This is a genomic window from Streptomyces sp. ITFR-21, from assembly GCF_031844685.1.
Lineage (GTDB): Bacteria > Actinomycetota > Actinomycetes > Streptomycetales > Streptomycetaceae > Actinacidiphila.
In genome coordinates this window covers 4,189,548-4,212,967 of the sequence record NZ_CP134605.1, presented here as the reverse complement: position 1 = coordinate 4,212,967, position 23,420 = coordinate 4,189,548, and the positions used below count along the sequence as shown (strand labels likewise).

The window sequence follows — 23,420 nt, the reverse complement described above, 5'->3', positions numbered from 1 at the left end:
GCGTGTCGCGCCCGCGGCCAGGGTCCTCCCGTCTACAGCGGAACGATATCCGGCGCGCCGACCCGCGCCGCATCCGCGGTCTGGTCGTCGGGCTGGAGCTGCGACTCGCGCTCGGCCTCCACCCGCTTCTCGTAGTACGCGACCTCCCGGTCGATCTGGTCCTGGTCCCAGCCCAGCACCAGGGCCATCAGCTCGGCCGCCTCCCGGGCGCTGCGCGTGCCGCGGTCGAAGGTCTCGATGGAGATCCGGGTCCTGCGGGTCAGCACGTCCTCCAGGTGACGGGCGCCCTCGGCCGCGGCGGCGTAGACCACCTCGGCGCGCAGGTAGTCGTCGGCGGCGGCCAGCGGCGCGCCCAGCGACGGCGTCTTCTCGATCAGCGCCAGCACCTCGTCGGCGAGGGAGCCGTACCGGTTGAGCAGGTGCTCCACCCGGGCGACGTGGACCCCGGTGCGGGCGGCGATGCGGGCGCGGGCGTTCCACATCGCGTGGTAGCCCTCGGCGCCGGCCAGCGGCACGTCCTCGGTGCAGCAGTCGGCGACCCTGCGGTCCAGGCCGTGCACCGCCTCGTCGACGGCGTCCCTGGCCATCACCCGGTAGGTGGTGAACTTGCCGCCGGCCACCACGACCATGCCCGGCAGTGGGTGGGCGACGGTGTGCTCGCGGGACAGCTTGCTGGTGGCGTCCGACTCGCCGGCCAGCAGCGGGCGCAGCCCGGCGTAGACGCCCTGTACGTCGTCCCTGGTGAGCGGGGTGGCGAGGACGGAGTTGACGTGTTCGAGCACGTAGTCGATATCGGCGCTGGAGGCGGCCGGGTGCGCCTTGTCCAGGCTCCAGTCGGTGTCGGTGGTGCCGACGATCCAGTGTCTGCCCCACGGGATCACGAAGAGCACGCTCTTCTCGGTACGCAGGATCAGCCCGGTGTTCGAGTGGATCCGGTCCTTGGGGACCACCAGGTGGACACCTTTGGACGCGCGCACGTGCAGATGGCCGCGCTCGTGGATCAGCCCCTGGGTGTCGTCGGTCCACACGCCGGTGGCGTTGACCACCTGGCGGGCCCTGACCTCGTACTCGCCGCCGGCCTCCACGTCCTGCACCCGGGCGCCGACGACGCGCTCACCCTCCCGGAGGAAGGCGACCACCCGCGCCGCGTTGGCGACGTGGGCCCCGTAGGCGCTGGCGGTCCGCACCAGGGTGACCACCAGGCGGGCGTCGTCGACCTGGGCGTCGTAGTACTGGAGGGCGCCGACGAGGGCGTCCCTGCGCAGCGCCGGCGCCGCCTGCAAGGCGCGCTTGCGGGTCAGGTGGCGGTGGACCGGCAGGCCGCGGCCGTGCCCGGACGACACCGACATCGCGTCGTACAGCGCCACCCCGGATCCGGCGTAGAGCCGCTCCCATCCCCTGTGCTGGAGCGGGTACAGGAACGGGACCGGCTTGACCAGGTGCGGGGCCAGCCGCTCCAGCAGCAGGCCGCGCTCCTTGAGCGCCTCGCGGACCAGGGCGAAGTCGAGCATCTCCAGGTAGCGCAGGCCGCCGTGGATGAGCTTGCTGGAGCGGCTGGAGGTGCCGGAGGCCCAGTCGCGGGCCTCGACGATGCCGACCGACAGGCCGCGGGTGGCGGCGTCCAGCGCGGTGCCGGCGCCCACCACTCCGCCGCCCACCACCAGGATGTCCAGCTCCTGCTCGGCCATTCGGGCCAGGGCCGCGGCCCGTTCAGCCGGGCCGAGAGTTGTGTCGCGCATCGGTGCCTCCGTACCTGGCGCTCGCGGTCGGGTGTCCGTGGATCTCTCTCCCCGATAGTGATCGACCTGCCCGGGACCGGCCACCTTGAAGCGTCCGCGGCGGCACGGCGCGCCGCACGGTCATATCAGTGATTTGTCTGGTTAGCCTGCTTTACAGCTGTTCGTGAGTCCCTTCGTGGAGGACCGAAGCCCATGCCCGCAGACCTCGCCGTACTCGGCCTCGGCCACACCGGACTCGCGCTCGCGCAGGCGGCCACCGCCGCCGGAGTGAACACCATCGGCTACGACACCGATCCGGCGGCGGTGGCGGAGACCAACGCCGGCCGGGTGCCCTCCGGCACCGTCTCCGCCCCCGACCTGCGCCGGATGCTGGCCGGCGGCTTCCGCGCCACCACCGATCCCCGGGTGCTCGGCCGGGTCAGGACCGCCGTCGTGTGCGTCCCCACCCCGCTCGGCCCCGACCAGACGCCGGACCTCGGCGAGGTGGCCGCCGCCGCCCGCGCGCTGGCCGCCCACCTGCGCCCGCACACCACGGTGGTCCTGGAGTCGGCCGTCTACCCGGGCACCACCGAGGGGTTCCTGCGCCCGCTGCTGGAGTCCGGCGGGCTGCGGGCCGGCCGGGACTTCCACCTCGCCTACTCCCCCAGCCGCCTCGACCCCGGCAACCGCGACTTCCACCTCGCCAACACCCCCAAGGTGGTCGGCGGCTGCACCCCCGCCTGCACCGAGGCCGCCGCCGCCTTCTACGGCCGGCTCACCGAGCGGGTGGTCCGGGCCCGCGGCCTGCGCGAGGCCGAGACGGTCAAGCTGATGGAGACCAACTACCGGCACGTCAACATCGCCTTCGCCAACGAGATGGCGGTCTTCTGCCACGACCTCGGCGTCGACCTGTGGGACGTGATCCGGTGCGCGGAGACCAAGCCGTTCGGCTTCCAGGCGTTCCGCCCCGGCCCCGGCGTGGGCGGCCCGGCCGCCGCCCTGGACCCCAACACGGCCCCCGCCTTCCCCGCCGGGCCGGCCGGCCGCCCCCGGCTGCCCGGCCACCCGCTGCGGATGGTCGAGCTCGCCCGGGAGGTCAACGGCCGGATGCCGCGCTACGTCGTCCAGCGCGCCGCGGCCCTGCTCAACGAGCACGGCAAGTCGCTGCGCGGCGCCCGCGTGCTGCTGCTCGGCGTCACCTACAAGGCCGACCTCGCCGAGCAGGACGGCGCCCCCGCCCGCGAGATCGGCTCCCGCCTGATCGAGCTCGGCGCGCAGCTCGCCTACCACGACCCGTACGTCCCGCAGTGGCGGGTGCTGGACCGCCCGGTGCCGCGCGCCGACTCGCTCTGGGAGGCCGCCGCCGAGGCCGACCTGACGCTGCTGCTGCAGCACCACCGCACATACGACCTGCAGGGCCTGGCGGTGAAGGCGCAGCTCATGCTGGACACCCGGGGGGCGACCCCGGCGGGCGCGGCGGCGCGGCTGTAGGCGGCGGCGCCGCCCGTACCGGAACCGCGGCAGGCGCGCGTCCGCGGCCGCGGTACGGGCGCCCGTCGCCGCCGCGGCCGGCGGCGTGACAGGCGGCGGCGGGCCGGCGGCGGGTGGGTCAGCGGTCACCGCCCGGAGCGGCGGGCCAGCGGTCACCGCCCGGAGCGGCGGGTCAGCGGTGGTGGGTCGGTGAGACCGTCACCTCGACGCGCTGGAACTCCTTCAGGTCCGAGTACCCGGTGGTCGCCATCGAGCGGCGCAGCGCGCCGAAGAAGTTCATCGAGCCGTCGGGAGCGTGCGAGGGGCCGAGCAGGATCTCCTCGGTCGTGCCGGCGGTGCCGAGGTTCATCCGCTTGCCGCGCGGCAGCTCGGTGTTGACCGCCTCCATGCCCCAGTGGAAGCCGCGGCCGGGCGCGTCGGTGGCGCGGGCCAGCGGGGAGCCCATCATCACCGCGTCCGCGCCGCAGGCGATGGCCTTGGGCAGGTCGCCGCTGGCGCCGAAGCCGCCGTCGGCGATGACGTGCACGTACCGGCCGCCGGACTCGTCCATGTAGTCGCGGCGGGCCGCGGCCACGTCGGCCACCGCGGTGGCCATCGGCACCTGGATGCCCAGGACGTTGCGGGTGGTGTGCGCGGCGCCGCCGCCGAAGCCGACCAGGACGCCCGCCGCGCCGGTCCGCATCAGGTGCAGGGCCGCGGTGTAGGTGGCGCAGCCGCCGACGATCACCGGCACGTCCAGCTCGTAGATGAACTGCTTGAGGTTCAGTGGCTCGTGCGAGCCGGAGACGTGCTCGGCGGAGACCGTCGTACCGCGGATGACGAACAGGTCGACACCCGCGTCCACCACGGCCTTGGAGAACTGGGCGGTGCGCTGCGGGGACAGCGCCGCGGCCGTGACGACGCCCGCGTCCCGTACCTCCTTGATCCGCTGGCCGATCAGCTCCTCGCGGACCGGGGCGGCGTAGATCTCCTGGAGCCGGGAGGTGGCCCGGTGGTCGTCCAGCTCGGAGATCTCCGCGAGCAGCGGCTCCGGGTCCTCGTACCGGGTCCAGAGCCCTTCGAGGTTCAGCACCCCGAGCCCGCCCAGGTTCCCGATCCGGATCGCCGTCTCCGGCGACACCACGGAGTCCATGGGCGCGGCCAGGAACGGCAGTTCGAAACGGTAGGCGTCGATCTGCCAGGTGATCGAGACCTCTTCGGGGTCCCGGGTCCGCCGGCTCGGCACCACCGCGATGTCGTCGAACGAGTATGCCCTGCGGCCTCGCTTGCCCCGCCCGATCTCGATCTCTGTCACAACCCGCGCCTCTCTCCTCTGGCCCTGCGACCCCCAGTATCGCGTACCCCCGCCACGACGACCGGCGCCGGGCCGTCCGCCGGCAGCGGCCGCCCCGAGCCCTCCCTCCGCCTTGAGCACCTCGATACGGTCGAGTACCGCCTCGGCCAGGTCGTGGAACTCCCGGAAGCAGGTCCGCACGTATTCGTCGGGTCGTCGGTCCTGGGCGGACCCAGGCCACGCCGTCGAAGCGGACCGGCGGCACGGCCGACGCCTCTACGTGGAGGTGCACCACCGGCCTGCCCCGGAAGACGGCCGCCCGACCCGTGGGCCCGAACCGGTCCCACGGGTCAGCCGTACGGTGCAGCCGGCGGCACGGGAGGCCGCCCCAGAAATCAGCCGTGGTAGTTGGGGGCCTCGACGGTCATCTGGACGTCGTGGGGGTGGGACTCCTTGAGGCCCGCCGCGGTGATGCGGACGAAGCGGCCCTTGGACTCCATCTCGGAGACGGTCGCCGCGCCGACGTAACCCATGGTCTGGCGGAGACCGCCGACGAGCTGGTGGAGGACGGCGGACAGCGGGCCGCGGAAGGGGACCTGGCCCTCGATGCCCTCGGGGACGAGCTTGTCGTCGGCGGCGACCTCCGCCTGGAAGTAGCGGTCCTTGGAGTACGAGCGGCCCTGGCCGCGGGACTGCATCGCGCCGAGCGACCCCATGCCGCGGTAGGACTTGAACTGCTTGCCGTTGATGAACAGCAGCTCTCCCGGCGACTCCTCGCAGCCGGCCAGCAGACTGCCGAGCATCACACTGCTCGCCCCGGCGGCCAGCGCCTTGCCGATGTCGCCGCTGTACTGCAGGCCGCCGTCGCCGATCACCGGCACACCCGCGTCCATACACGCCTGCGCGGCCTCGTAGATCGCGGTGACCTGCGGGACGCCGATACCGGCCACCACCCGGGTGGTGCAGATGGAGCCGGGGCCGACCCCGACCTTCACCCCGTCCACGCCCGCGTCCAGCAGCGCCTGGGCGCCGTCGCGGGTGGCGACGTTGCCGCCGACGACGTCCACCGGCACGGCGGACTTGATCTTGGCCATCCAGTTCAGCGCGTTGCTGTTGTGGCCGTGCGAGGTGTCCACCACCAGGAAGTCCACCCCCGCGGAGACCAGCGCCTGGGCCCGGTCCAGCGCCTCGGGGCTGGCGCCGACGGCCGCGCCCACCAGCAGCCGGCCCTCCTTGTCCTTGGCCGCGTTCGGGTACTGCTCGGCCTTCACGAAGTCCTTGACGGTGATCAGGCCGCTCAGCTTGCCGTCGGCGTCCACCAGCGGCAGCTTCTCGATCTTGTGGCGGCGCAGCAGCGCCATCGCGTCCACCCCGGAGATGCCGACCTTGCCGGTGACCAGCGGCATCGGGGTCATGACCTCGCGCACCTGCCGGTTGCGGTCGTTCTCGAAGGCCATGTCACGGTTGGTGACGATGCCGAGCAGCCGCCCGTTGTCGTCGACGACCGGCACACCGCTGATCCGGAACCGGGCGCACAGCGCGTCCGCCTCGGCGAGCGAGGCGTCCGGGCGGACCGTGATCGGGTCGGTGACCATGCCCGACTCCGAGCGCTTGACCAGGTCGACGTGGCTCACCTGGTCCTCGATGGACAGGTTGCGGTGCAGCACGCCGACACCGCCCTGCCGGGCCATCGCGATGGCCATCCGCGCCTCGGTGACCTTGTCCATCGCCGCCGACAGCAGCGGGATGTTCACCTTGACGTTGCGGGAGATCAGGGACGAGGTGTCAACCTGGCTGGGCAGCACCTCGGAGGGGCCCGGGAGGAGGAGCACATCGTCGTAGGTCAGTCCGAGCGTGGCGAACTTCTCGGCTACTCCGTCGGCGTTCAACGACATGACACCTTCCCGAATGGTCTTGCCCGGCGAGTTGTTCAATGCTAGTGGCTGGACCGCTATTCCTCCGCCGCCTCCGGTGACACCCCCGGGTGACGTACGGGGACGGCGCCGGGCCGGGGGCGCGCAGGAACCGCGGGGCCACCGTGGTCAGGGGGTCGGGGACTCAGGCGCTCCGCGGGGTGCCGGACGCGCTGGACGTGGTCTCCTCGGCGATGGCCCGCAACCGGCTGAGCGCCCGGTGCTGCGCGACCCTTACGGCGCCGGGCGACATCCCCAGCACCTGTCCGGTCTCCTCGGCGCTCAGTCCCACCGCGACCCGCAGCAGGACCAGCTCCCGCAGATGGTCCGGCAGCCGGTCCAGCAGCGTCTTGGCCCAGGCCGCGTCGCTGTTGAGCAGCGCCCGCTCCTCGGGGCCCAGCGAGTCGTCCGGCTTCTCCGGCATCTCGTCGGACGGCACTGCGGTGCTGCCGGGCCCGCGCATGGCGGACCGCTGGAGGTCGGCGACCTTGTGGGCGGCGATGGAGACCACGAACGCCTCGAACGGCCGGCCCAGGTCCCGGTAGCGCGGCAGCGCGCAGAGCACCGCCAGGCAGACCTCCTGCGCCAGGTCGTCCACGAAGTGCCGGGCGTCGCCCGGCAGCCGGGACAGCCGGGTGCGGCAGTACCGCTCGGCGAGCGGGTGGACGTGCGCCAGAAGTTCGTGCACCGCCCGCTGGTCGCCGTCGACCGCGCGACGGACGAGGGCACCGATGGCAGGTGTGTCGTCGTCACGCATCCATCCATGGTGCCTCGCCGCGGGACGATCCGTGGCATCGCGACCGTACTTCTGCACCGAAGCGTTATCCGGCGCGCCGTGCGGTGCCGCGTCCGGCGCTGTCATCTCCGCCATCCGAAGCCCCCGCCGATCCCCGAGGAAGTCCATAAGCCAAGCATGCGTCCTCCCCCGGGAAATCGAAGACCCGCGGGCGACTTGGCCGCCGCGGCGGCCCGGACGGCGGTGTGCGCGCGGGCCTTCGCCGCGGCGGCCGCGACGTCCGGCACGGCCGCCCGCGGGGGCGGGGGCACGGCGGCTAACGCACCAGGCCCCAGCGGAAGCCGAGCGCCACCGCGTGGGCCCGGTCGGACGCGCCGAGTTTCTTGAACAGCCGCCGCGCGTGGGTCTTCACCGTGTCCTCGGAGAGGAAGAGTTCGCGGCCGATCTCGGCGTTGGAGCGGCCGTGGCTCATGCCCTCCAGCACCTGGATCTCGCGGGCGGTGAGGGTGGGCGCGGCGCCCATCTCGGCGGACCGCAGCCGGCGCGGGGCCAGCCGCCAGGTGGGGTCGGCCAGCGCCTGCGTCACGGTGGCCCGCAGTTCGGCGCGCGAGGCGTCCTTGTGCAGGTAGCCGCGGGCGCCGGCGGCGACGGCCAGGGCCACCCCGTCCAGGTCCTCGGCCACGGTGAGCATGATGATCCGGGCGCCGGGGTCGGCGGACAGCAGCCGCCGTACCGTCTCCACCCCGCCGAGGCCGGGCATCCGGACGTCCATCAGGATCAGGTCCGAGCGGTCGGCACCCCAGCGGCGGAGGACCTCCTCGCCGTTGGCCGCGGTGGTTACGCGCTCGACGCCGGGCACGGTGGCCACCGCACGGCGCAGGGCCTCTCGGGCGAGCGGGGAGTCGTCGCAGACGAGGACGGAAGTCATGACCGCCCTCCGCAGCTGAACCGCGTCACGTTGTGCCTCCAGGCTGTACGAAGTACGAATCTTCACCGTTGGGGCCGACGGATCGGGCACGCACCCGCATCGCTCGCTCCGCCGACCGCTTCCGCCAGACTCAACGACCCTCACCCGAAAGAGTTACGGAGTTTGGTCGCGACGATCAGTACTCTACGTGATCGCACGCCTACAAAACGCGGGTGCCGCAGGTCAGACGGGTGAGACGGGTGCATTTAACGCGCCGGGGAGCGCGGCCGGGCGCCCCCCGGGAGGCGACGCATGCTGCCGAACGGGTGTTATGGCGCCCTTTGCACTGTTTGGCCGCTCTTTTCTGGTGCTTTGGCCATTCGTCACTAGATTGGCGATGAGTCATATTTACATCTACTAAGACAGCAGATGTACGGTCGAGACGAGGGTCGTCCGGCGACCCGGCAGGTTCGGGCGCAGCAGGGCGCCGTCTCCACCGTCTCCCACGCCTTCACGCACCCGTCGAGGGGAATGAGCAATGGCAGACTTCTCCCGCCTTCCCGGGCCCAACGCCGATCTCTGGGACTGGCAACTCGTCGCCGCCTGCCGCGGCGTCGACAGCTCGCTGTTCTTCCACCCGGAGGGAGAGCGGGGCGCCGCCCGCAGCGCGCGCGAGGCCTCGGCCAAGGAGGTGTGCATGCGCTGCCCGGTCCGCGCCGAGTGCGCCACCCATGCGCTGACCGTCCGCGAGCCCTACGGCGTGTGGGGCGGGCTCACCGAGGACGAGCGCGAGGCGATGATGGGGCGCTCGCGCAGCAGGTCCCCGGGGTCGGAGGCGGACGCGGACCGGGACGGCGGGGACGGCGGCGGGGCCCGCAGGGACGCGCCGGTGCCCGGCCGCGCCGACGCGGCCGGCCGGGACGACGAGCACGACGGGGACGGCGGGGAGTACCGGGCCGACGCCGACGACGCCGACGACGCCGACGCCGACGCCGACGCCGACGACATGGACGACATGCAGGACGGCGCGGACCACCCGGCGGACCGGCGCGAGCGGCACCGCGTGGGCGGCCGGGACGATGTCGACGGCCGAGCCCGCCGGGCCGCCGCGGAGGAGCCCGGAGCGGAGCCGGAGTACGGGTTCCCGTACGGGCCGGCGGGACCGGGGTGGGGCTACCGCTAGGCACGGACCGTGCGGACGTTCCGCAGAATCGATTCTGCCAAGCCGGGCGCGGGAAAGGCCGCGGGCGCGGCCCCCAACGCCGCCCTCAGGACGCGGACGCCGCCCCGGTCCCGTGCTGCCCCCCCCGCGGCGCAGCCCCGCCCTCGGCCACCCGCCGGTCCCGGGCGACTCGGCGATCGTCGCGGTCCCCGGCCTGCCCGCCACCGCCGCGGCCCGGCTGCGCGACGCCGTAGTCCGCTTCTCCGCCCGCGCCGGCAACGTCCGCTTCGCCCCGCACCTCCACAACACCGGGTCGGACGTCGGCCTCGTCCTGGACGCGTTGGCCTGACCCGCGCGGGCCCGGCGGTGCCACCGCTCCCCCGGCCCCACCGGGCGGAAACCCGGGTGCGGTGCGTGCCGCGGCGTGCTGGAATGCGCCGATGGACACCGACGCCGTACGCGCCCTGTTCGACGCCCAGATGCGGCGCGACGCCCCGCCCGCCGAGGCCGGGACGCGGGTGGAGCGGTTCGGCCCGGTGATACGGCAGACCGGGGCCGGCGCGCACGACTGGACGGGGGTGCTGTGGTCCGAGCTGGACGAGCACACCGCGGACGCCGCGATCGCCGCGCAGACGCGGTGGCTGGCCGGGCCGGAGGGGGCCGGACGCGAGTTCGAGTGGAAGCTGTACGCGCACGACCGCCCCGCCGACCTCGGGCGGCGCCTGCTGGCCGCCGGGTTCGTACCGGAGCCGGCGGAGACGCTGATGGTGGCCGAGGTCGCCAAGCTGCCCCAGGACACGGCGCCGCCCGAGGGCGTACGCCTGGAGCCGGTCACCGACGCGGCGGGGGCCGCCCTCATGGCGGAGGTGCACGCGAAGGCGTTCGGCACCGACGGGACCCGGCCGCACGCGAGCCTGCTGGACCAGCTCGCGCACAGCACCGGCAACGTCGCCATGACGCTCGCGCTGGCGGGCGGCGAACCGGTCTGCTCGGCCCGGATCGAGTTCCACCCGGGTACCGACTTCGCCAGCCTGTGGGGCGGCGGCACCGTACCGGCGTGGCGCGGGCGCGGCGTCTACCGTTCGCTGGTCGCCCACCGGGCCCGGCTCGCCGCGGCCAGGGGCTTCCGCTACCTGCAGGTGGACGCCTCCGACGAGAGCCGCCCGATCCTGAGCCGCCTCGGCTTCGAGCCGCTCGGGGTCACCACGCCGTACCTCAAGCAGGGCTGAGCGCACGGACGTCCGGCGCCGGTCGCGCCCGCGGGCGTCCAGCGGCGTCCGCAGCGGCGGACCGGGCGCCGCCCGCCGGGGCGCGCACCGGCCGGGAACGCGGCGAACGGGGCGGCGTCCGCCCCCGCGTCAGCCGCCGGGCCCTCATCTACGCTGCCCGCATGACGACTTCACTCATCACGGGTGCGACCTCCGGCCTCGGCGCGGCCTTCGCCCGCCGGCTCGCCGCCGACGGTCACCGCCTGGTGCTGGTCGCCCGCGACGAGGAACGCCTCGCCCGTGCCGCGGCGGACCTCCTTACCCGCTACAACACCGCCGCCGAGGTACTGCCGGCCGACCTCGCCGACGACGACGGCATCGCGTCCGTCGAGGCCCGCCTGCGCGACCCGGACCGCCCGGTGCACGTCCTGGTCAACAACGCGGGCTTCGGCAACGGCGGCGGCTTCCTCGACGTCCCCGTCGCCCAGGAGCTGCGCATGCTCAAGGTCCACTGCGAGGCGGTGCTCCGCCTCACCTCCGCGGCCGTGCCCGCGATGCGCGAGCGGCGCCGCGGCTTCGTCATCAACGTGGCCTCGGTGGCCGCCTTCATGTCCCGCGGCACCTACGGGGCCAGCAAGGCGTGGGTGGTCTCCTTCACCGAGGGCGTCGCCCAGGAACTCGCCGGCAGCGGCGTCCGCTTCCTCGCCCTGTGTCCGGGCTTCGTCCGTACCGAGTTCCACGCCCGCGCCGGCATGGACGCCTCGAAAGTCCCCTCCTGGGCCTGGCTCAACGCCAACAAGGTCGTCGCCACCGCGCTGCGCGACCTGGCCCGGGACCGCACGGTCAGCGTCCCCGACCCGCGCTACAAACTGGCCGTGGCCCTGACCCGCCACCTCCCGACGTCGCTCTACGCCGCGGCCTCCACCCGTACCGGGCGCCGCTACGACCCCAAGTTCTGACCCGGGCGGGCCTTGTCCGGCGGCCCGGTCCTGGCGGATCGCCCGGCAGGCCGCGCGGCGGATCGCCCGGTGGGGCGCAACGGGGGCGGCCCGGCCCCCTCCGAGGGGAGGGAGCCGGGCCGGGGGTGGAGCGGGGCGGGGTCAGTGCGTGTGCGAGTGGCCCCCGTGGCCGCCCTCCTCGGGCTCCTCTTCCTTCTTCTCCACGACCAGGGTCTCGGTCGTGAGCAGCAGGGAGGCGATGGAGGCGGCGTTCTCCAGGGCGGAGCGGGTGACCTTGACCGGGTCGATGACGCCGGCCTTGATCAGGTCGCCGTACTCACCGGTGGCCGCGTTGAAGCCGTGGCCCTTCTCCAGGTCGGCGACCTTCGCGGTGATCACGTAGCCCTCAAGGCCCGCGTTCTCAGCGATCCAGCGCAGCGGCTCGACGGCGGCGCGGCGGACGACCGCGACACCGGTGGCCTCGTCGCCGGTCTTGCCCAGGCCGCCTTCGAGCACCTTGACCGCGTGGACGAGCGCGGAGCCACCGCCGGAGACGATGCCCTCCTCGACGGCCGCGCGGGTCGCGGAGATCGCGTCCTCCAGGCGGTGCTTCTTCTCCTTGAGCTCCACCTCGGTGGCCGCGCCGACCTTGATCACGCAGACGCCGCCGGCCAGCTTGGCGAGGCGCTCCTGGAGCTTCTCGCGGTCCCAGTCGGAGTCGGTGCCGACGATCTCGGCCTTGATCTGGCCGATCCGGCCCTCGATCTCGGCCTTGTCGCCGGCGCCGTCGACGATCGTGGTGTCGTCCTTGGTGACGGTGACCCGGCGGGCGGTGCCCAGCAGGTCCAGACCGGCCGCGTCCAGCTTGAGGCCAACCTCCTCGGCGATGACGGTCGCGCCGGTCAGCGTGGCGATGTCGCCCAGCATGGCCTTGCGGCGGTCGCCGAAGCCGGGCGCCTTGACCGCGACGGCGTTGAACGTGCCGCGGATCTTGTTGACCACCAGCGTGGACAGGGCCTCGCCCTCGACGTCCTCGGCGATGATCAGCAGCGGCTTGGAGCCGCCGGCCTGGATGACCTTCTCCAGCAGCGGCAGCAGGTCCTGGATCGAGGAGATCTTGCCCTGGTGGATGAGGATGTACGGGTCGTCGAGGACGGCCTCCATCCGCTCCTGGTCGGTGACGAAGTACGGCGACAGGTAGCCCTTGTCGAAGGCCATGCCCTCGGTGAAGTCCAGGTCCAGGCCGAAGGTGTTGGACTCCTCGACGGTGATCACGCCGTCCTTGCCGACCTTGTCCATCGCCTCGGCGATCAGCTCGCCCACCTGCTTGTCCTGCGCGGACAGCGCGGCGACGGCGGCGATGTCCTCCTTGCCCTCGATCGCGCGGGCGGAGGCGAGCAGCTCGTCCGAGACGGCCTTGACGGCCGCGTCGATGCCCTTCTTGAGCGAGGCGGGGGACGCGCCGGCGGCGACGTTGCGCAGGCCCTCGCGGACCAGCGCCTGGGCCAGCACGGTCGCGGTGGTGGTGCCGTCGCCCGCGATGTCGTTGGTCTTGGTCGCCACCTCCTTGACGAGCTGGGCGCCCAGGTTCTCGTACGGGTCGTCGAGCTCCACCTCGCGGGCGATGGTCACGCCGTCGTTGGTGATGGTCGGCGCGCCGAACTTCTTGTCGATGACGACATTGCGGCCCTTGGGGCCGATGGTCACCTTCACGGTGTCGGCGAGCTTGTTGACGCCGCGCTCCAGGGCGCGACGGGCGTCCTCGTCGAACTTCAGAATCTTGGCCATGCCTGGGAACTACCTCGTCTACTCGTCAGTCGGTTGTCGTCGTCAAGGACGGTCAAGGACGGTCAACGAAACCGCCCCGGGGCCCCCGGCCTGTAGGACACGGAGAACCCGGGGCGGGATCACGGCTGTGCGGCGAAGCCGGAGAGCTACTTCTCGATGATCGCGAGGACGTCGCGGGCCGAGAGGACGAGGTACTCCTCGCCGTTGTACTTGACCTCGGTGCCGCCGTACTTGCTGTAGAGCACGACGTCCCCCACGGAGACGTCGAGCGGCAGGCGGTTGCCGTCCTCGAAGCGGCCCGGACCCACGGCCAGGACGACGCCCTCCTGGGGCTTCTCCTTGGCGGTGTCCGGGATGACCAGGCCGGAGGCCGTGGTCTGCTCGGCATCCAGCGGCTGGACCACGATGCGGTCCTCAAGCGGCTTGATGGCAACCTTGGTGCTGGCGGTCGTCACGATCCGACCTCCCCCTTCAAAGGGCTCACGGGAGTGTCTGTCTGGGTCGGCGACCTGGTAGGCCCGTCGTCGCGGGTGCCGGACCTGCCCGTCGCTGAGTTCTGGCACTCAGCGGTGCCGAGTGCCAGATCCGAGACTAGGACGCTCTTAGCACTCGGTCAAGCTGAGTGCCAACGCGCGCGGCGCGCGCCTCCCGCAGCCCGGCGCTCCGACGCGGCGCCGCCGTCCCGGCCCGGCCGCGCGTAGCCCAGTTCGACAGTGCGGTCGGACCACACGGCACGGGCCGGCTCCGGCGGCAGTTCCGGCGCCGACGGCTCGCGGAACCAGGCCGGGGCGTCCAGGTGGAAGCGGCGTACCGACGACTCGGCCGCCGCGCGCACGGACGGGACCGGGGTCGCCGACAGCTTCAGCCGGGCTGTGCCCGCCGTGTCCGCCGTGTCCGCCGTGTCCGCCGTGTCCGCCGTGTCCGCCGTGTCCGCCGTGTCCGCCGTGTCCGCCGTGTCCGCCGTGTCCGCCGTGTCCGCCGTGTCCGACAGCCCGAGATCGCGCAGGGCCGCGGGCAGGCCGGAGAGGTAGCGCGTCTCCGCCTCGGTGGGATGCAGCGTGGTGAGCCGGGTCCGGTACCCCGGCGCCAGGCGGCAGCCGCCGGCGCGGCCGTGCTCGGACCGGATGGGAACGTCCACCTCCCGCAGGGACGGGCGTCGCGGATCACCGTCCGCCTGGACACCTCCACCAGGGCCGAAGTTGCTGAAGGAGTCCGGCATTTGGCGCTTCGCCGATTCGAGACCGGCGTACGTCTCCCGCACCATGACGTCGTACCGCGCCTGTTGGGGCGCCAGCTTCCGCGCCCGTCGCAAGCTTCGGAACGCGTCTTCCGTACGGCCGGTCCACATCTGGGCCCGCGCGATTTCGGCTTGGTGGCGTGACTGCCGGGAGAGTGGCCAGTCCGCCGGAACCGCGAGCGACTCGGAAGTCCGGACGGCCCTCCTGATACTGGTTCAACTCGGCCAGCACACTGACCTTGTGGGCGCCGACGTTCACCGGCCCGAAGGACAGCCAGTGCACCTTCTCGGCCGGTCCGGTGCGGACGGCAAGGGTCTGCGCCTCGTCGAGGTGTCCCATCGCGGCGTCCTCGTCCTGGTCCCTGCCCGCGAGTACGGCTGCGCCGAGATGCACGTGCCCGACGACGACATCGCGTACCCGACCCGCCTCCGCGTTCTCCAGTGCCGACATGCCCAGCTGTATCAGCCGCTTGCCGGTCCGGTAGTCGCTCGCGCGCAAGTAGGCCAGCGCCCGCAGATACTGGCGTACTGCGCCGAGGACCGCGTCGGACGCGCGCTGTGCCGCCCAATCCATCCGGTCCAGCGCGACGGTGCTGAGGTCCGTGTAGCCGAGTTTCGTCGTCACGTCGTACGCGGTGCGGTACGTGGTGGCGAAGAGCCGCCAGTTCCGGGTATCAGGACGGGTGCGCGCCGCGGTCGTGGCCTCGCCGATGAGTCCGGGGAGTACGGGTCGTAGCGCGACAGCCACACCCCGGAGTAGTTGTCCCGAAGCGCCGGTTGCCCGGTCGGGATCCTCTGCGAGGCGGCGATGCCGGTCGGCGGGTTGACCAGGTCGTGACCGCCCTTTCCGTCGTCGGAGATGTGGGCCCGGGGAACGGCATTCGAGAAGCCGAGGACTTCTATGGGCGGGCCGGTGACGGCTTCCAAAGCCCGTGCGATCTGCGCCCCGATCTCACCAGTGGCAGAGCTGGCGGGTAGGACATCCTGGCTCCGTTCCGATCTCGACACCCGGAACGCTACCCCCGGCTCAAGGCGGGGGAACGCGAACGGCCCCTGCGGGAGCGGGGGCCGTCGTGCTGTCGGCGTCCACAGCTCACCGTGAACACATCAGCAGGTCAAGAAGTCCCCGCCGTATGCTGGCGACGCGTCAGAACGTCAAAGAGTCGTTTTGACCGGGCTCGGGGCTCAGACGGGACGGCTGAGGCCGTCGGGACCGCGGTTCAGCCGGGCGTCCTGTCCGGTGCGTCTGGTGTGACGGCCGCTTTGTTGAGCTCATCATGAAGGAACTCGAACTGCACCGTGTCAGGACAGTCAAGAGCGGCCAAATGTTCCCGGACTGCGTTGGGCACAAGGGGATGAGCCCACCGACCGGAACACGCATAGGGCAGTGTTGCACGATCTTGCTGGGCAAGAGCACGGGCGACACCGCGCCCCTCGCACGGGTCCGGTAAAGTCACCCCGGCGCACCCGTGCAACGACGGGCCTCAGCGTGCGCTGGCCTGCGTCAGCCCGCCGGACGCTACCACCCGGATGATGTCGGGCAGATCCCGTCGCATGGTCGGTTCGCCGCCGGACAGTTTCATGGTATGAACGCCCCGGCCACCGAAAAAGGCAGCTAATTCCCCGATGTCGGCAACGGAAAGTTCCTCACGAGAGGTGGGCGGCGCCTGACAGAAGGCACAGGCCGCATTACAGCGGCGAGTGATCCGCAGACACAGGGAACTAGGAATCGTTTCGCGGCTGGTCATCGTCTCTCTCCTCCGCACGGCTGGACAATTCCAGCATGTTCAGGACGTGCGACATCTGTTCTGCGAACTGCTCGGCGAAGTTCAAGCAGGTCTGAATACGGGCAGGCGCGCCCGAACCGGCGGGTACCTGCGTTCCGTAGAAAACGATAACGCCGTGCGGCGCGTGTTCCAGGCGATGACTATTGGTGAGTGTATCCAGCTTCAACACCGGACACGCGAGGACCCAACGCTGCCTGGGCTCGATCATCCGCCCCACGTCAGGCTCGTACCAGTCCGCGTGATCGTCGGGCAACTCCTCCTCAACCGGGAAATACCGTGCATTGACCGGGACCCTGAGCGTCTGAGAGATGAGAGTGCATACGATCCGGAGAGTGCTTTCCAGGACACGCCTCTACCGCTGCTGCAAGGTTTTGTAGAGTACCTGAAATTCTTCTTCCTGGTTCACGCGCCACCTCCGCGAGCCTCATTCTCCAAGAGACAGGCATACGATTCCGAGAGCAAGCAGCAGATTGGCCCACCCCATGGAAGTTGCGGTAGAAAGATAACCCGAATGAGGTAGGTTGTTGGTGTAGATGTTGGTCCAGACGCCGACGAGCACCACCGAGCCCACCGCGGCGGAAATTCGTAACGCACTTCTCTCCAGCAGAATTTCCCCCTCCCCTGCCGATGGCCGACTCCACCAATGTTGGGTCCGCACCAGGAGGGGGCAAGAGGGGGACGAGAGCCTCCGACGATGGCATATGCCAAACATGGGCCCGAGTAACAGCAGGTGCCCTCACTCGGCAGCGGGCCCCTACGAATCGTCGGCACAGTCCGCCGTGATCGAGGATGTTGCGACAGATCTTGAGACCTACTGATCATTTCAGGATCACTTGCGCAGTCGTCTGAGGTAAATGACGCTGCAGGCGAGTTCGGGTAGACCTTGGTGGAGGTCGGTGCGTGCCTCCTCGCGGTTACGGAGGCGCTTGAACGGGTGGAGCCGGGCGGAGGCCCGCTCGGCTACCCGGCGGATGCGTCCGGCGCCGGATCCGTGGGCGATACCGCGTCGTCGGTCATCGGCTTGATGTTTCGCTTCCACAGCTGACGGCGGCACCTGTCGTAGCCGCCGTCCGCGGACAGGTGCTCGGGTCGGTGTCAGCGGACGACCTCGACCGTGCTGCCGATCGTCGCCTGGTGCCACAGAGCCGCCGCGTCCGGGCGGCTCTGGCGGATCGCCGCTGTCCGCAGGGGCGGGTGCGGGGCGCGGTCGGTGGCCGCGCTGAAGCCGATGTTCGTACCGTCGGTGGACGCGAACAGCACCACGTGCTCGACCGGCGCCCCGTCGCCGCCGCGGCCCTGCGCGCGCCGGGCGAACACCTGGTGGGTGCCGAGCGCGGGCCGTACGCCGCCGCCGGTCACCGGATACGTCCGCAGCGCGCGCTCCTCGTCGTCCACCAGCCAGACCCGCCGCAGGCCGATGCTGTAGACGACCCGCTCGCCCGCGCCGGAGTGCGCGGGAAGCGCCCACAGCGCGGCGCCGCGCCCGGCGCCGCCGCCGGCCGCCACCCCTTTGCCCAGGGCCTGCCCGGCCCGCGCGGCGCGCGCCGCGGCCGTCGCCGCCGCACCCGGCGCGGAGCCGGCGGCGTCCACCGCCAGCGCGCCGACACCGGCCAGGGCCGCCGCGACGAGCGCGGTGACCAGCATGCCGGCCTTGATCCTCACCACGGTTGCCGTCCTCCCGCTGCCGGCGCCCCACCGGGCGATCCCATTTGCGCTACTTCATATGAATTGCGCGTTTCATCCGGTTCGACGGTAGCAGTCACCCCGCCCGCCACCCCGGTACCGCGAGTGCGCGCCGTAGGCTGGGCTCGTGCTGCTGCTTGCCTTCGACACCGCCACGCCCGCCGTCACCGCCGCCCTGCACGACGGGGAGCGGGTGCTCGCCGAGTCGACGGTGGTCGACGCGCGGCGGCACGGTGAACTGCTGGTTCCCGCCGTCGACCGCGTGCTGACCGCCGCCGGCGCGGTGATCGGCCAGGTCACCGGCGTGGTCGTCGGCGTCGGCCCCGGCCCGTACACCGGGCTGCGGGTCGGCCTGGTGACCGCCGCCGCCTTCGGCGACGCCCTCGGCATCCCCGTACACGGCGTGTGCACGCTGGACGGCCTGGCGTGGGCGGCCGGCGAGGCCGGGCTGCTGGGCCCGTTCACCGTGGCCACCGACGCCCGCCGCAAGGAGGTGTACTGGGCGCGCTACGCCGGCCCGCACCGCCGGATCACCGAACCCGCGGTGAACCGCCCCGGCGACATCGCCCGCGAGGTCGCCGGGCTGCCCGCGGTCGGCGCCGGGGCGCACCTGTACCCGGAGGTCTTCGCCGACCGCCGCCCCGACCCCGCCCACCAGTCGGCCGGCGCCCTCGCCGCCCTCGCCGCCCACCGGCTGGCCGCCGGCGAGCCCTTCGAACCCGCGCTGCCGCTCTACCTGCGCCGCCCCGACGCCCAGGTGCCCGCCGGCTACAAGGCGGTACTGCCGCAGTGACCGCCGCCGGGCAGGACGTGGTCCTGCGGGAGATGCGCTGGTGGGACCTGGACGCCGTCACCGCGCTCGAACACGACCTCTTCCCCGAGGACTCCTGGTCGCGCGGCATGTTCTGGTCGGAGCTGGCCGACACCGGCCACCCGGCGGCGAGCCGCCGCTACGTCGTCGCCGAGACCGCCGACGGCCGCCGGATCGTCGGCTACGCCGGGCTCGCCGCGGTGGCCGGCACCGGCGACGTGCAGACCATCGCCGCCGCCCGCGACCACTGGGGCTCCGGCCTCGGCGCCCGGCTGCTGACCGAACTGCTGCGGACCGCGACCGCCGCCGAGTGCCACGAGGTGCTGCTGGAGGTGCGGGTGGACAACCCGCGCGCCCAGCGCCTCTACCTGCGCTTCGGCTTCGAGCCGATCGGCGTCCGCAAGGGCTACTACCAGCCCGGCAACGTCGACGCGCTCGTCATGCGGCTCGCCGACCCCGCCTCCACCGTGCCCGCCGGCGACCCGACCGGCCCCGACGACGTACCGGGAACCGAGATCCATGGCTGACGAACCCCTTGTCCTCGGCATCGAGACCTCCTGCGACGAGACCGGTGTCGGCATCGTGCGCGGCCACACCCTGCTGGCCGACGCGATCGCCTCCAGCGTCGACGAGCACGCCCGCTACGGCGGCGTGGTGCCGGAGGTCGCCAGCCGCGCCCACCTGGAGGCGATGGTCCCCACCGTCCAGCGGGCCCTGAAGGCGGCCGGGGTCAGCGCCCGCGACCTCGACGGCGTCGCGGTCACCGCCGGCCCCGGGCTGGCCGGCGCGCTGCTGGTCGGCGTCTCGGCGGCCAAGGCGTACGCCTACGCGCTCGGCAAGCCGCTCTACGGTGTCAACCACCTCGCCTCGCACATCTGCGTGGACCAGCTGGAGCACGGGCCGCTGCCCGAGCCGACGATGGCGCTGCTGGTCTCCGGCGGCCACTCCTCGTTGCTGCTGGCCCCCGACATCACCGCCGACGTACGGCCGCTGGGCGCCACCATCGACGACGCGGCAGGCGAGGCGTTCGACAAGGTGGCCCGGGTGCTCGGCCTCGGCTTCCCCGGCGGCCCGGTGATCGACCGGTACGCCCGCGAGGGCGACGCCGGGGCCATCGCCTTCCCGCGCGGCCTGACCGGCGGCCGGGACCCGCTCTACGACTTCTCCTTCTCCGGTCTGAAGACCGCCGTCGCCCGCTGGGTCGAGGCCCGGCGCAAGGAGGGGCGGGACGTGCCGGTCGCCGATGTCGCCGCGTCCTTCCAGGAGGCCGTGGTGGACGTGCTGACCCGCAAGGCGATCAGGGCCTGCAAGGACAACGGCGTCGACCACCTGATGATCGGCGGGGGCGTGGCCGCCAACTCCCGGCTGCGCGCGCTCGCCCTGGAGCGCTGCGCGGACGCCGGGATCCGGCTGCGGGTGCCGCGCCCGGGGCTGTGCACGGACAACGGCGCCATGGTCGCCGCGCTCGGCGCCGAGATGGTGGCGCGAGGCCGCCCGGCCTCCGCCCTGGACCTGCCGGCCGACTCCTCGCTGCCGGTCACCGAGGTGTCGGTGCCGGGGCACACACACGACGGCGGCCACGACGGCGGACGCGACGGCGGACGCGACGGCGTGCCCGCGGGTGCCGTCCACGGCGGGGCCGCCCACCGCCACGACCACGTGCACGAGCTGAGCAAGGACAACCTCTACGGATGACCGTCACCCTGATGTGGGAGGCCGCCGCCGCGGAGGGCTGCGGCCCCCGGCTGCTGGACTGGGCGAGGGAGCAGCAGCTGCCCGCCGCCCCCCGGCGGCTGGAGTTCCTGATCGCGCCCGGCGACCGGGTGCTGGTGATCAGCTGGTGGGAGGCGCCGTACGACGCCGAACCGCCCGAACTGCCCGACCCGCCGGAGGAACTGGTCCGCCGTCAGGTGCACCGCTGGCGGTTCGTCTCGGTCTCGGTGGAGAGCTGACCCTGTGTCACCGGGCGCCCGACGAGCATCGACGGCGCCCCCGCGACCCTGGTCAGGAACACCGTCGCCGCGTTCGGGCCCTGCGGCTTCACCCGGCGCCGCACCTCCTCCGGCTCCACCGCGGAACCGCGCTTCTTCACCGTCAGCGTGCCCACCTCCCGCTCCCGCAGCAGCGCTTTGAGCCGCTTGAGGTTGAACGGCAGCACGTCGTCGATCTCGTACCCGGTCGCGTACGGCGTCGGGCGCGGCGCGTCGGCGGTCACGTAGGCGATGCTGGGGTCGATCAGGCCGCCGTCCAGCTCGTCGGCGACCGCGGCGACCAGGTGTGCGCGGATGACCGCGCCGTCCGGCTCGTACAGGAACCGGCCCACCGCCCGGACCGGCGGGTCCGGCGGGAGTTCCGCGGCGCTCAGCGCCGCCCCTGAGGGCAGCAGGGTGGCGCGGAAGGAGCCGGGGCCGGTGCCGAACCACAGCGCCGCCTCCTTCACGTCGCCGCGGTCCGAGACCCACTCGGCCTCGGCGTCCCCGGGCACCGCCTCGTGCGGGACGCCAGGGGCGACCTTCACCGCGGCGAACGGCACGGTGCGCGCCGCCGCCAGGGCCCAGGACAGCGGCGGGGAGTACGCCTCCGGGTCGAAGGTACGGCCGCGGCCGGTGCGGCGGGCCGGGTCGACGAACACCGCGTCGTAGCCGTCGGTGGCGACCTCGGCGACGTCCGCGCAGCGCACCTCGATCCAGTCCGCCAGCCCCAGCGCGCCGGCGTTGGCGCGGGCCACCGCGCAGGTCAGCGGGTCGCGGTCGACGGCCAGCACCTCGATGCCGGCCCGCGCCAGCGCGATGGCGTCGCCGCCGACCCCGCCGCACAGGTCGGCCAGCCGCCGCACCCCCAGCGCCCGGAACCGCGCGGCCCGGTGCTCGGCCACACTCGTCCGGGTCGCCTGCTCGACCCCGTCCGGCGTGAAGTACATCCGCCCGGCGTCGGCCCCGAACTTGGCGGCGCCCCGCTGCCGCAGCCGCGCCTGGCCGAGCGCGGCCGACACCAGCGCGGTGTCGTACGACCGCCGCAGCCGGGTGGCCGCCGCCAGCTCGTCGGCGGGGTCGTGCCCGCGCAGCGCCTCCAGCAGCGCCTGCCCCTCCGGGCTGAGCAGCCCCTGCAACCCCTCCACGTCCACGGCCCTATTCTGCCCCTTTGCCGGGACGGGGTCCGCCCGTGCCGGCGGCGGGGCCGCGGGGGGCCACCGTCCCGAGCAGACTCCTGCCGTAGCGGGCCCACCGGCCGGCGGTCGGGCGGGCGCGCCGTTCGCCGCGCCTCCGGTGGGTCGCCGTACGGCGAAGGGGCGCCCGGGTCCTCGGGTGGGTGGCCGCCGCCGCCGGCGGCGGCAGAGGCGCCCGGGGCGCGGCGGACGTTGCGCCGGGCGGCTTTGAGGGGTGGGCACGGTGGGCCGAACGGCAGACCCTAGAGCAGCGCGAGGTGGCCGTGGGTGGTGAGCAGGTCGTGGACCTCGGGCACGTCCTCGTGCTCTGCGAGGCGGTGCAGTACGACGCGGGTGCGTTCGGCGGTCCGCTCGCTGGGCAGGTCGGCGGAGAGTTCGATGACCCGCCGTGCTTCGTGTGCCGCTTGCTCGGGTTCGTTGGCGTCGGCCAGGGCTTCCGCCAGCCAGGAGCGGTAGAGGGCGACTTCCCGTACGTGGGTGGCGTCGTAGCGGCCGAGGACGTCGGACAGCAGGGGGACCGCCCGTAGCGGCCTGCGCAGTTCCGTGAAGGCCCGTGCGTCCATGATGTCCAGCTCTTCGGAGGTCACCCAGTACGCCCACGCCGGGGACGGGGTCCCGTCATCGTCGGCCAGGGCCGCGTGGGCCTGTCCGAGGGCTCGGATCGCGGGCTGTGCCTCCCCGGCTTTCGCGTGGGCCCACGCGATGCGGTCCAGGAACAGTGCCAGCGGCCTGGCGGGTACGTCCGGTCCGGCCTCCTCGACGGCGGCGTGCGCCAGGTCGATGCCCTCCCGCTGCCGGCCGGAGTTGGTGTGCTGGTAGGCAAGTGACCCGGCCAGGTTGGCGGCCAAGGTGCGGTCCCCGCCCTGCCGCGCGGCGGAGATGCCCATGGTGTACGCGCGTTCGGCGTCGGCGTGGCGGCCCGCGTCCGAGGCGATCCACCCGGCGATCTGGGCGAGTTCGGCGATCTGCACCAGCAGCGCGCGCCCGGTCTCGTCGCTGAACGCGGCTCCCTGGTGGAGGAGGACGGCGGCACGCAGCTCGCGGAAGGCCGGGCCGATCAGGTCCCCGCCGGACAGCACATCGTCCGCCAGCCGCAGACCGTGCACCCGGGCAGCCAGATCGCTGACGTTCCCGGCACCGATATGGCGGCCCCGCGGCGTGGTGAGGGGGGCCAGGGGGTCGCCGGGCAGCAATTCGGCCAAGGTCGCTGTGGGGCCGGGCAGGAATCCGCCTGCTTCGTCGCGGGCGTAGGCGGCGGCACGCTCCAGCTCGTGCAGCGGCGCGCCGAGGGCCTCCGCAAGGAAGGGAAGCCAGGTGTCGGGAATGCGTTCACCGCGCTCCCAGCGCGAGACCTCGTTCCGGGTGATTGAAGCGGTCCCCGAGACCGCGCAGAGGGAAACCGCCAGCGCCCGCTGCGACTTCTTAGCCCGCCGCCGCAACTGCGCCAGATAGGCGCCGAACCTGCGCCGGCGCTCGCTTTCGCTCATCCCTGGCCCCCTTCCTCTCCGGTGTGGCCCCCTCCTGGCCACTCGTCTGGTTCCTCACCTCGACGAGCCCGGCCGATTCGATGGAGGAGCACAGACCCCGGCGGCTGATCGGACG

Annotated in this window: 22 protein-coding genes and 1 pseudogene; 9 read left to right on the top strand and 14 right to left on the bottom strand. The window is 72.9% G+C overall.

Annotated elements, in window-relative coordinates; all coding sequences use genetic code 11:
- Positions 1 to 32 precede the first annotated feature (32 nt).
- Complete coding sequence (locus tag RLT57_RS18610; RefSeq protein ID WP_311298519.1) at positions 33 to 1,739, bottom strand: glycerol-3-phosphate dehydrogenase/oxidase; 1,707 nt, start codon at positions 1,737 to 1,739, stop codon at positions 33 to 35.
- Between the two features lie 192 nt (positions 1,740 to 1,931).
- Between RLT57_RS18610 and RLT57_RS18605 the strand changes: the two genes are divergently transcribed.
- Positions 1,932 to 3,209, top strand: coding sequence for a nucleotide sugar dehydrogenase (locus tag RLT57_RS18605; protein WP_311298518.1), 1,278 nt, complete (start codon positions 1,932 to 1,934; stop codon positions 3,207 to 3,209).
- Positions 3,210 to 3,381: 172 nt separating this feature from the next.
- Here the strand turns inward: RLT57_RS18605 and RLT57_RS18600 are convergent, their stop codons facing one another.
- The 4 genes from RLT57_RS18600 to RLT57_RS18585 form a co-directional block, all read right to left on the bottom strand.
- Positions 3,382 to 4,503 carry a GuaB3 family IMP dehydrogenase-related protein gene (locus RLT57_RS18600; protein WP_311298517.1) on the bottom strand — a complete coding sequence of 374 codons (1,122 nt, stop codon included), beginning with the start codon at positions 4,501 to 4,503 and terminating at the stop codon, positions 3,382 to 3,384.
- Between the two features lie 374 nt (positions 4,504 to 4,877).
- A complete protein-coding gene (gene guaB, locus RLT57_RS18595; RefSeq protein WP_311298516.1) occupies positions 4,878 to 6,377 on the bottom strand; it encodes an IMP dehydrogenase in 1,500 nt (499 codons plus the stop codon).
- Between the two features lie 163 nt (positions 6,378 to 6,540).
- Complete coding sequence (locus RLT57_RS18590; RefSeq protein WP_311298515.1) at positions 6,541 to 7,152, bottom strand: sigma-70 family RNA polymerase sigma factor; 612 nt, start codon at positions 7,150 to 7,152, stop codon at positions 6,541 to 6,543.
- Between the two features lie 295 nt (positions 7,153 to 7,447).
- Complete coding sequence (locus tag RLT57_RS18585; RefSeq protein WP_003948568.1) at positions 7,448 to 8,059, bottom strand: response regulator transcription factor; 612 nt, start codon at positions 8,057 to 8,059, stop codon at positions 7,448 to 7,450.
- Positions 8,060 to 8,576: 517 nt separating this feature from the next.
- Between RLT57_RS18585 and RLT57_RS18580 the strand changes: the two are divergent.
- The 4 genes and pseudogenes from RLT57_RS18580 to RLT57_RS18565 form a co-directional block, all read left to right on the top strand.
- A pseudogene (locus RLT57_RS18580) lies at positions 8,577 to 8,909 on the top strand (WhiB family transcriptional regulator); the annotation flags it as partial.
- Between the two features lie 424 nt (positions 8,910 to 9,333).
- Complete coding sequence (locus RLT57_RS18575; protein ID WP_311298514.1) at positions 9,334 to 9,549, top strand: hypothetical protein; 216 nt, start codon at positions 9,334 to 9,336, stop codon at positions 9,547 to 9,549.
- Positions 9,550 to 9,640: 91 nt separating this feature from the next.
- A complete protein-coding gene (locus RLT57_RS18570; protein WP_311298513.1) occupies positions 9,641 to 10,429 on the top strand; it encodes a GNAT family N-acetyltransferase in 789 nt (262 codons plus the stop codon).
- Between the two features lie 161 nt (positions 10,430 to 10,590).
- On the top strand, positions 10,591 to 11,367 hold the full coding sequence (locus tag RLT57_RS18565) for an SDR family NAD(P)-dependent oxidoreductase (RefSeq protein WP_311298512.1): 777 nt from the start codon (positions 10,591 to 10,593) through the stop codon (positions 11,365 to 11,367).
- Positions 11,368 to 11,508: 141 nt separating this feature from the next.
- On the opposite strand, the gene groL is transcribed toward RLT57_RS18565, so the two are convergent.
- From groL to RLT57_RS18525, 7 genes are all read right to left on the bottom strand, one after another.
- Positions 11,509 to 13,134, bottom strand: a complete 1,626-nt coding sequence (gene groL / locus RLT57_RS18560; RefSeq protein WP_311298511.1) for a chaperonin GroEL — start codon at positions 13,132 to 13,134, stop codon at positions 11,509 to 11,511.
- 146 nt (positions 13,135 to 13,280) lie between these two features.
- Positions 13,281 to 13,589, bottom strand: a complete 309-nt coding sequence (gene groES / locus RLT57_RS18555) for a co-chaperone GroES (RefSeq protein WP_165240547.1) — start codon at positions 13,587 to 13,589, stop codon at positions 13,281 to 13,283.
- A 158-nt stretch (positions 13,590 to 13,747) separates the two neighbouring features.
- Positions 13,748 to 14,272 (bottom strand): hypothetical protein, encoded by a 525-nt coding sequence (locus RLT57_RS18550; protein ID WP_311298510.1) that lies wholly within the window; start codon positions 14,270 to 14,272, stop codon positions 13,748 to 13,750.
- A 25-nt stretch (positions 14,273 to 14,297) separates the two neighbouring features.
- The gene (locus tag RLT57_RS18545) at positions 14,298 to 14,996 is read right to left on the bottom strand and encodes a hypothetical protein (protein ID WP_311298509.1); all 699 of its coding nucleotides are present in this window, start codon (positions 14,994 to 14,996) and stop codon (positions 14,298 to 14,300) included.
- Positions 14,997 to 15,855: 859 nt separating this feature from the next.
- Positions 15,856 to 16,119: a radical SAM protein gene (locus RLT57_RS18540; RefSeq protein ID WP_311298508.1), complete on the bottom strand. Its 264-nt coding sequence runs from the start codon at positions 16,117 to 16,119 to the stop codon at positions 15,856 to 15,858.
- On the bottom strand, positions 16,094 to 16,411 hold the full coding sequence (locus RLT57_RS18535; RefSeq protein ID WP_311298507.1) for a hypothetical protein: 318 nt from the start codon (positions 16,409 to 16,411) through the stop codon (positions 16,094 to 16,096). Before RLT57_RS18535 ends, RLT57_RS18540 begins: the two co-directional genes overlap by 26 nt.
- An 842-nt stretch (positions 16,412 to 17,253) precedes the next feature.
- A complete protein-coding gene (locus RLT57_RS18525; protein ID WP_311298506.1) occupies positions 17,254 to 17,823 on the bottom strand; it encodes a hypothetical protein in 570 nt (189 codons plus the stop codon).
- A 145-nt stretch (positions 17,824 to 17,968) separates the two neighbouring features.
- On the opposite strand from RLT57_RS18525, the gene tsaB reads away from it, so the two are divergent.
- Genes tsaB through RLT57_RS18505 form a run of 4 tightly spaced genes read left to right on the top strand, consistent with a single transcriptional unit; the run spans position 17,969 to position 20,604 of the window.
- On the top strand, positions 17,969 to 18,634 hold the full coding sequence (tsaB, locus tag RLT57_RS18520; RefSeq protein ID WP_311298505.1) for a tRNA (adenosine(37)-N6)-threonylcarbamoyltransferase complex dimerization subunit type 1 TsaB: 666 nt from the start codon (positions 17,969 to 17,971) through the stop codon (positions 18,632 to 18,634).
- Between the two features lie 32 nt (positions 18,635 to 18,666).
- On the top strand, positions 18,667 to 19,179 hold the full coding sequence (gene rimI, locus RLT57_RS18515) for a ribosomal protein S18-alanine N-acetyltransferase (RefSeq protein ID WP_311300764.1): 513 nt from the start codon (positions 18,667 to 18,669) through the stop codon (positions 19,177 to 19,179).
- Positions 19,172 to 20,347, top strand: a complete 1,176-nt coding sequence (gene tsaD / locus RLT57_RS18510; RefSeq protein WP_311298504.1) for a tRNA (adenosine(37)-N6)-threonylcarbamoyltransferase complex transferase subunit TsaD — start codon at positions 19,172 to 19,174, stop codon at positions 20,345 to 20,347. The genes rimI and tsaD overlap by 8 nt, the downstream gene beginning before the upstream one ends.
- On the top strand, positions 20,344 to 20,604 hold the full coding sequence (locus tag RLT57_RS18505; RefSeq protein ID WP_311298503.1) for a hypothetical protein: 261 nt from the start codon (positions 20,344 to 20,346) through the stop codon (positions 20,602 to 20,604). Before tsaD ends, RLT57_RS18505 begins: the two co-directional genes overlap by 4 nt.
- Here RLT57_RS18505 and RLT57_RS18500 read toward each other — a convergent pair.
- Together RLT57_RS18500 and RLT57_RS18495 are read right to left on the bottom strand one after the other, a co-directional pair.
- Positions 20,559 to 21,776 (bottom strand): class I SAM-dependent methyltransferase, encoded by a 1,218-nt coding sequence (locus tag RLT57_RS18500; protein ID WP_311298502.1) that lies wholly within the window; start codon positions 21,774 to 21,776, stop codon positions 20,559 to 20,561. The two genes, RLT57_RS18505 and RLT57_RS18500, sit on opposite strands and share 46 nt — an antisense overlap.
- 284 nt (positions 21,777 to 22,060) lie before the next feature.
- The gene (locus RLT57_RS18495) at positions 22,061 to 23,305 is read right to left on the bottom strand and encodes a helix-turn-helix transcriptional regulator (protein ID WP_311298501.1); all 1,245 of its coding nucleotides are present in this window, start codon (positions 23,303 to 23,305) and stop codon (positions 22,061 to 22,063) included.
- Positions 23,306 to 23,420: the final 115 nt, after the last annotated feature.

Excerpts from the sequence above, each read along its gene's own strand:
- RLT57_RS18610 (WP_311298519.1), bottom strand. The coding sequence starts at position 1,739 with ATGCGCGACACAACTCTCGGCCCGGCTGAACGGGCCGCGGCCCTGGCC.
- RLT57_RS18605 (WP_311298518.1), top strand. The coding sequence starts at position 1,932 with ATGCCCGCAGACCTCGCCGTACTCGGCCTCGGCCACACCGGACTCGCG.
- guaB (WP_311298516.1), bottom strand. The coding sequence starts at position 6,377 with ATGTCGTTGAACGCCGACGGAGTAGCCGAGAAGTTCGCCACGCTCGGA.
- RLT57_RS18590 (WP_311298515.1), bottom strand. The coding sequence starts at position 7,152 with ATGCGTGACGACGACACACCTGCCATCGGTGCCCTCGTCCGTCGCGCG.
- RLT57_RS18585 (WP_003948568.1), bottom strand. The coding sequence starts at position 8,059 with ATGACTTCCGTCCTCGTCTGCGACGACTCCCCGCTCGCCCGAGAGGCC.
- RLT57_RS18570 (WP_311298513.1), top strand. The coding sequence starts at position 9,641 with ATGGACACCGACGCCGTACGCGCCCTGTTCGACGCCCAGATGCGGCGC.
- RLT57_RS18565 (WP_311298512.1), top strand. The coding sequence starts at position 10,591 with ATGACGACTTCACTCATCACGGGTGCGACCTCCGGCCTCGGCGCGGCC.
- groL (WP_311298511.1), bottom strand. The coding sequence starts at position 13,134 with ATGGCCAAGATTCTGAAGTTCGACGAGGACGCCCGTCGCGCCCTGGAG.
- RLT57_RS18540 (WP_311298508.1), bottom strand. The coding sequence starts at position 16,119 with ATGACCAGCCGCGAAACGATTCCTAGTTCCCTGTGTCTGCGGATCACT.
- rimI (WP_311300764.1), top strand. The coding sequence starts at position 18,667 with ATGCGCTGGTGGGACCTGGACGCCGTCACCGCGCTCGAACACGACCTC.
- tsaD (WP_311298504.1), top strand. The coding sequence starts at position 19,172 with ATGGCTGACGAACCCCTTGTCCTCGGCATCGAGACCTCCTGCGACGAG.
- RLT57_RS18505 (WP_311298503.1), top strand. The coding sequence starts at position 20,344 with ATGACCGTCACCCTGATGTGGGAGGCCGCCGCCGCGGAGGGCTGCGGC.
- RLT57_RS18495 (WP_311298501.1), bottom strand. The coding sequence starts at position 23,305 with ATGAGCGAAAGCGAGCGCCGGCGCAGGTTCGGCGCCTATCTGGCGCAG.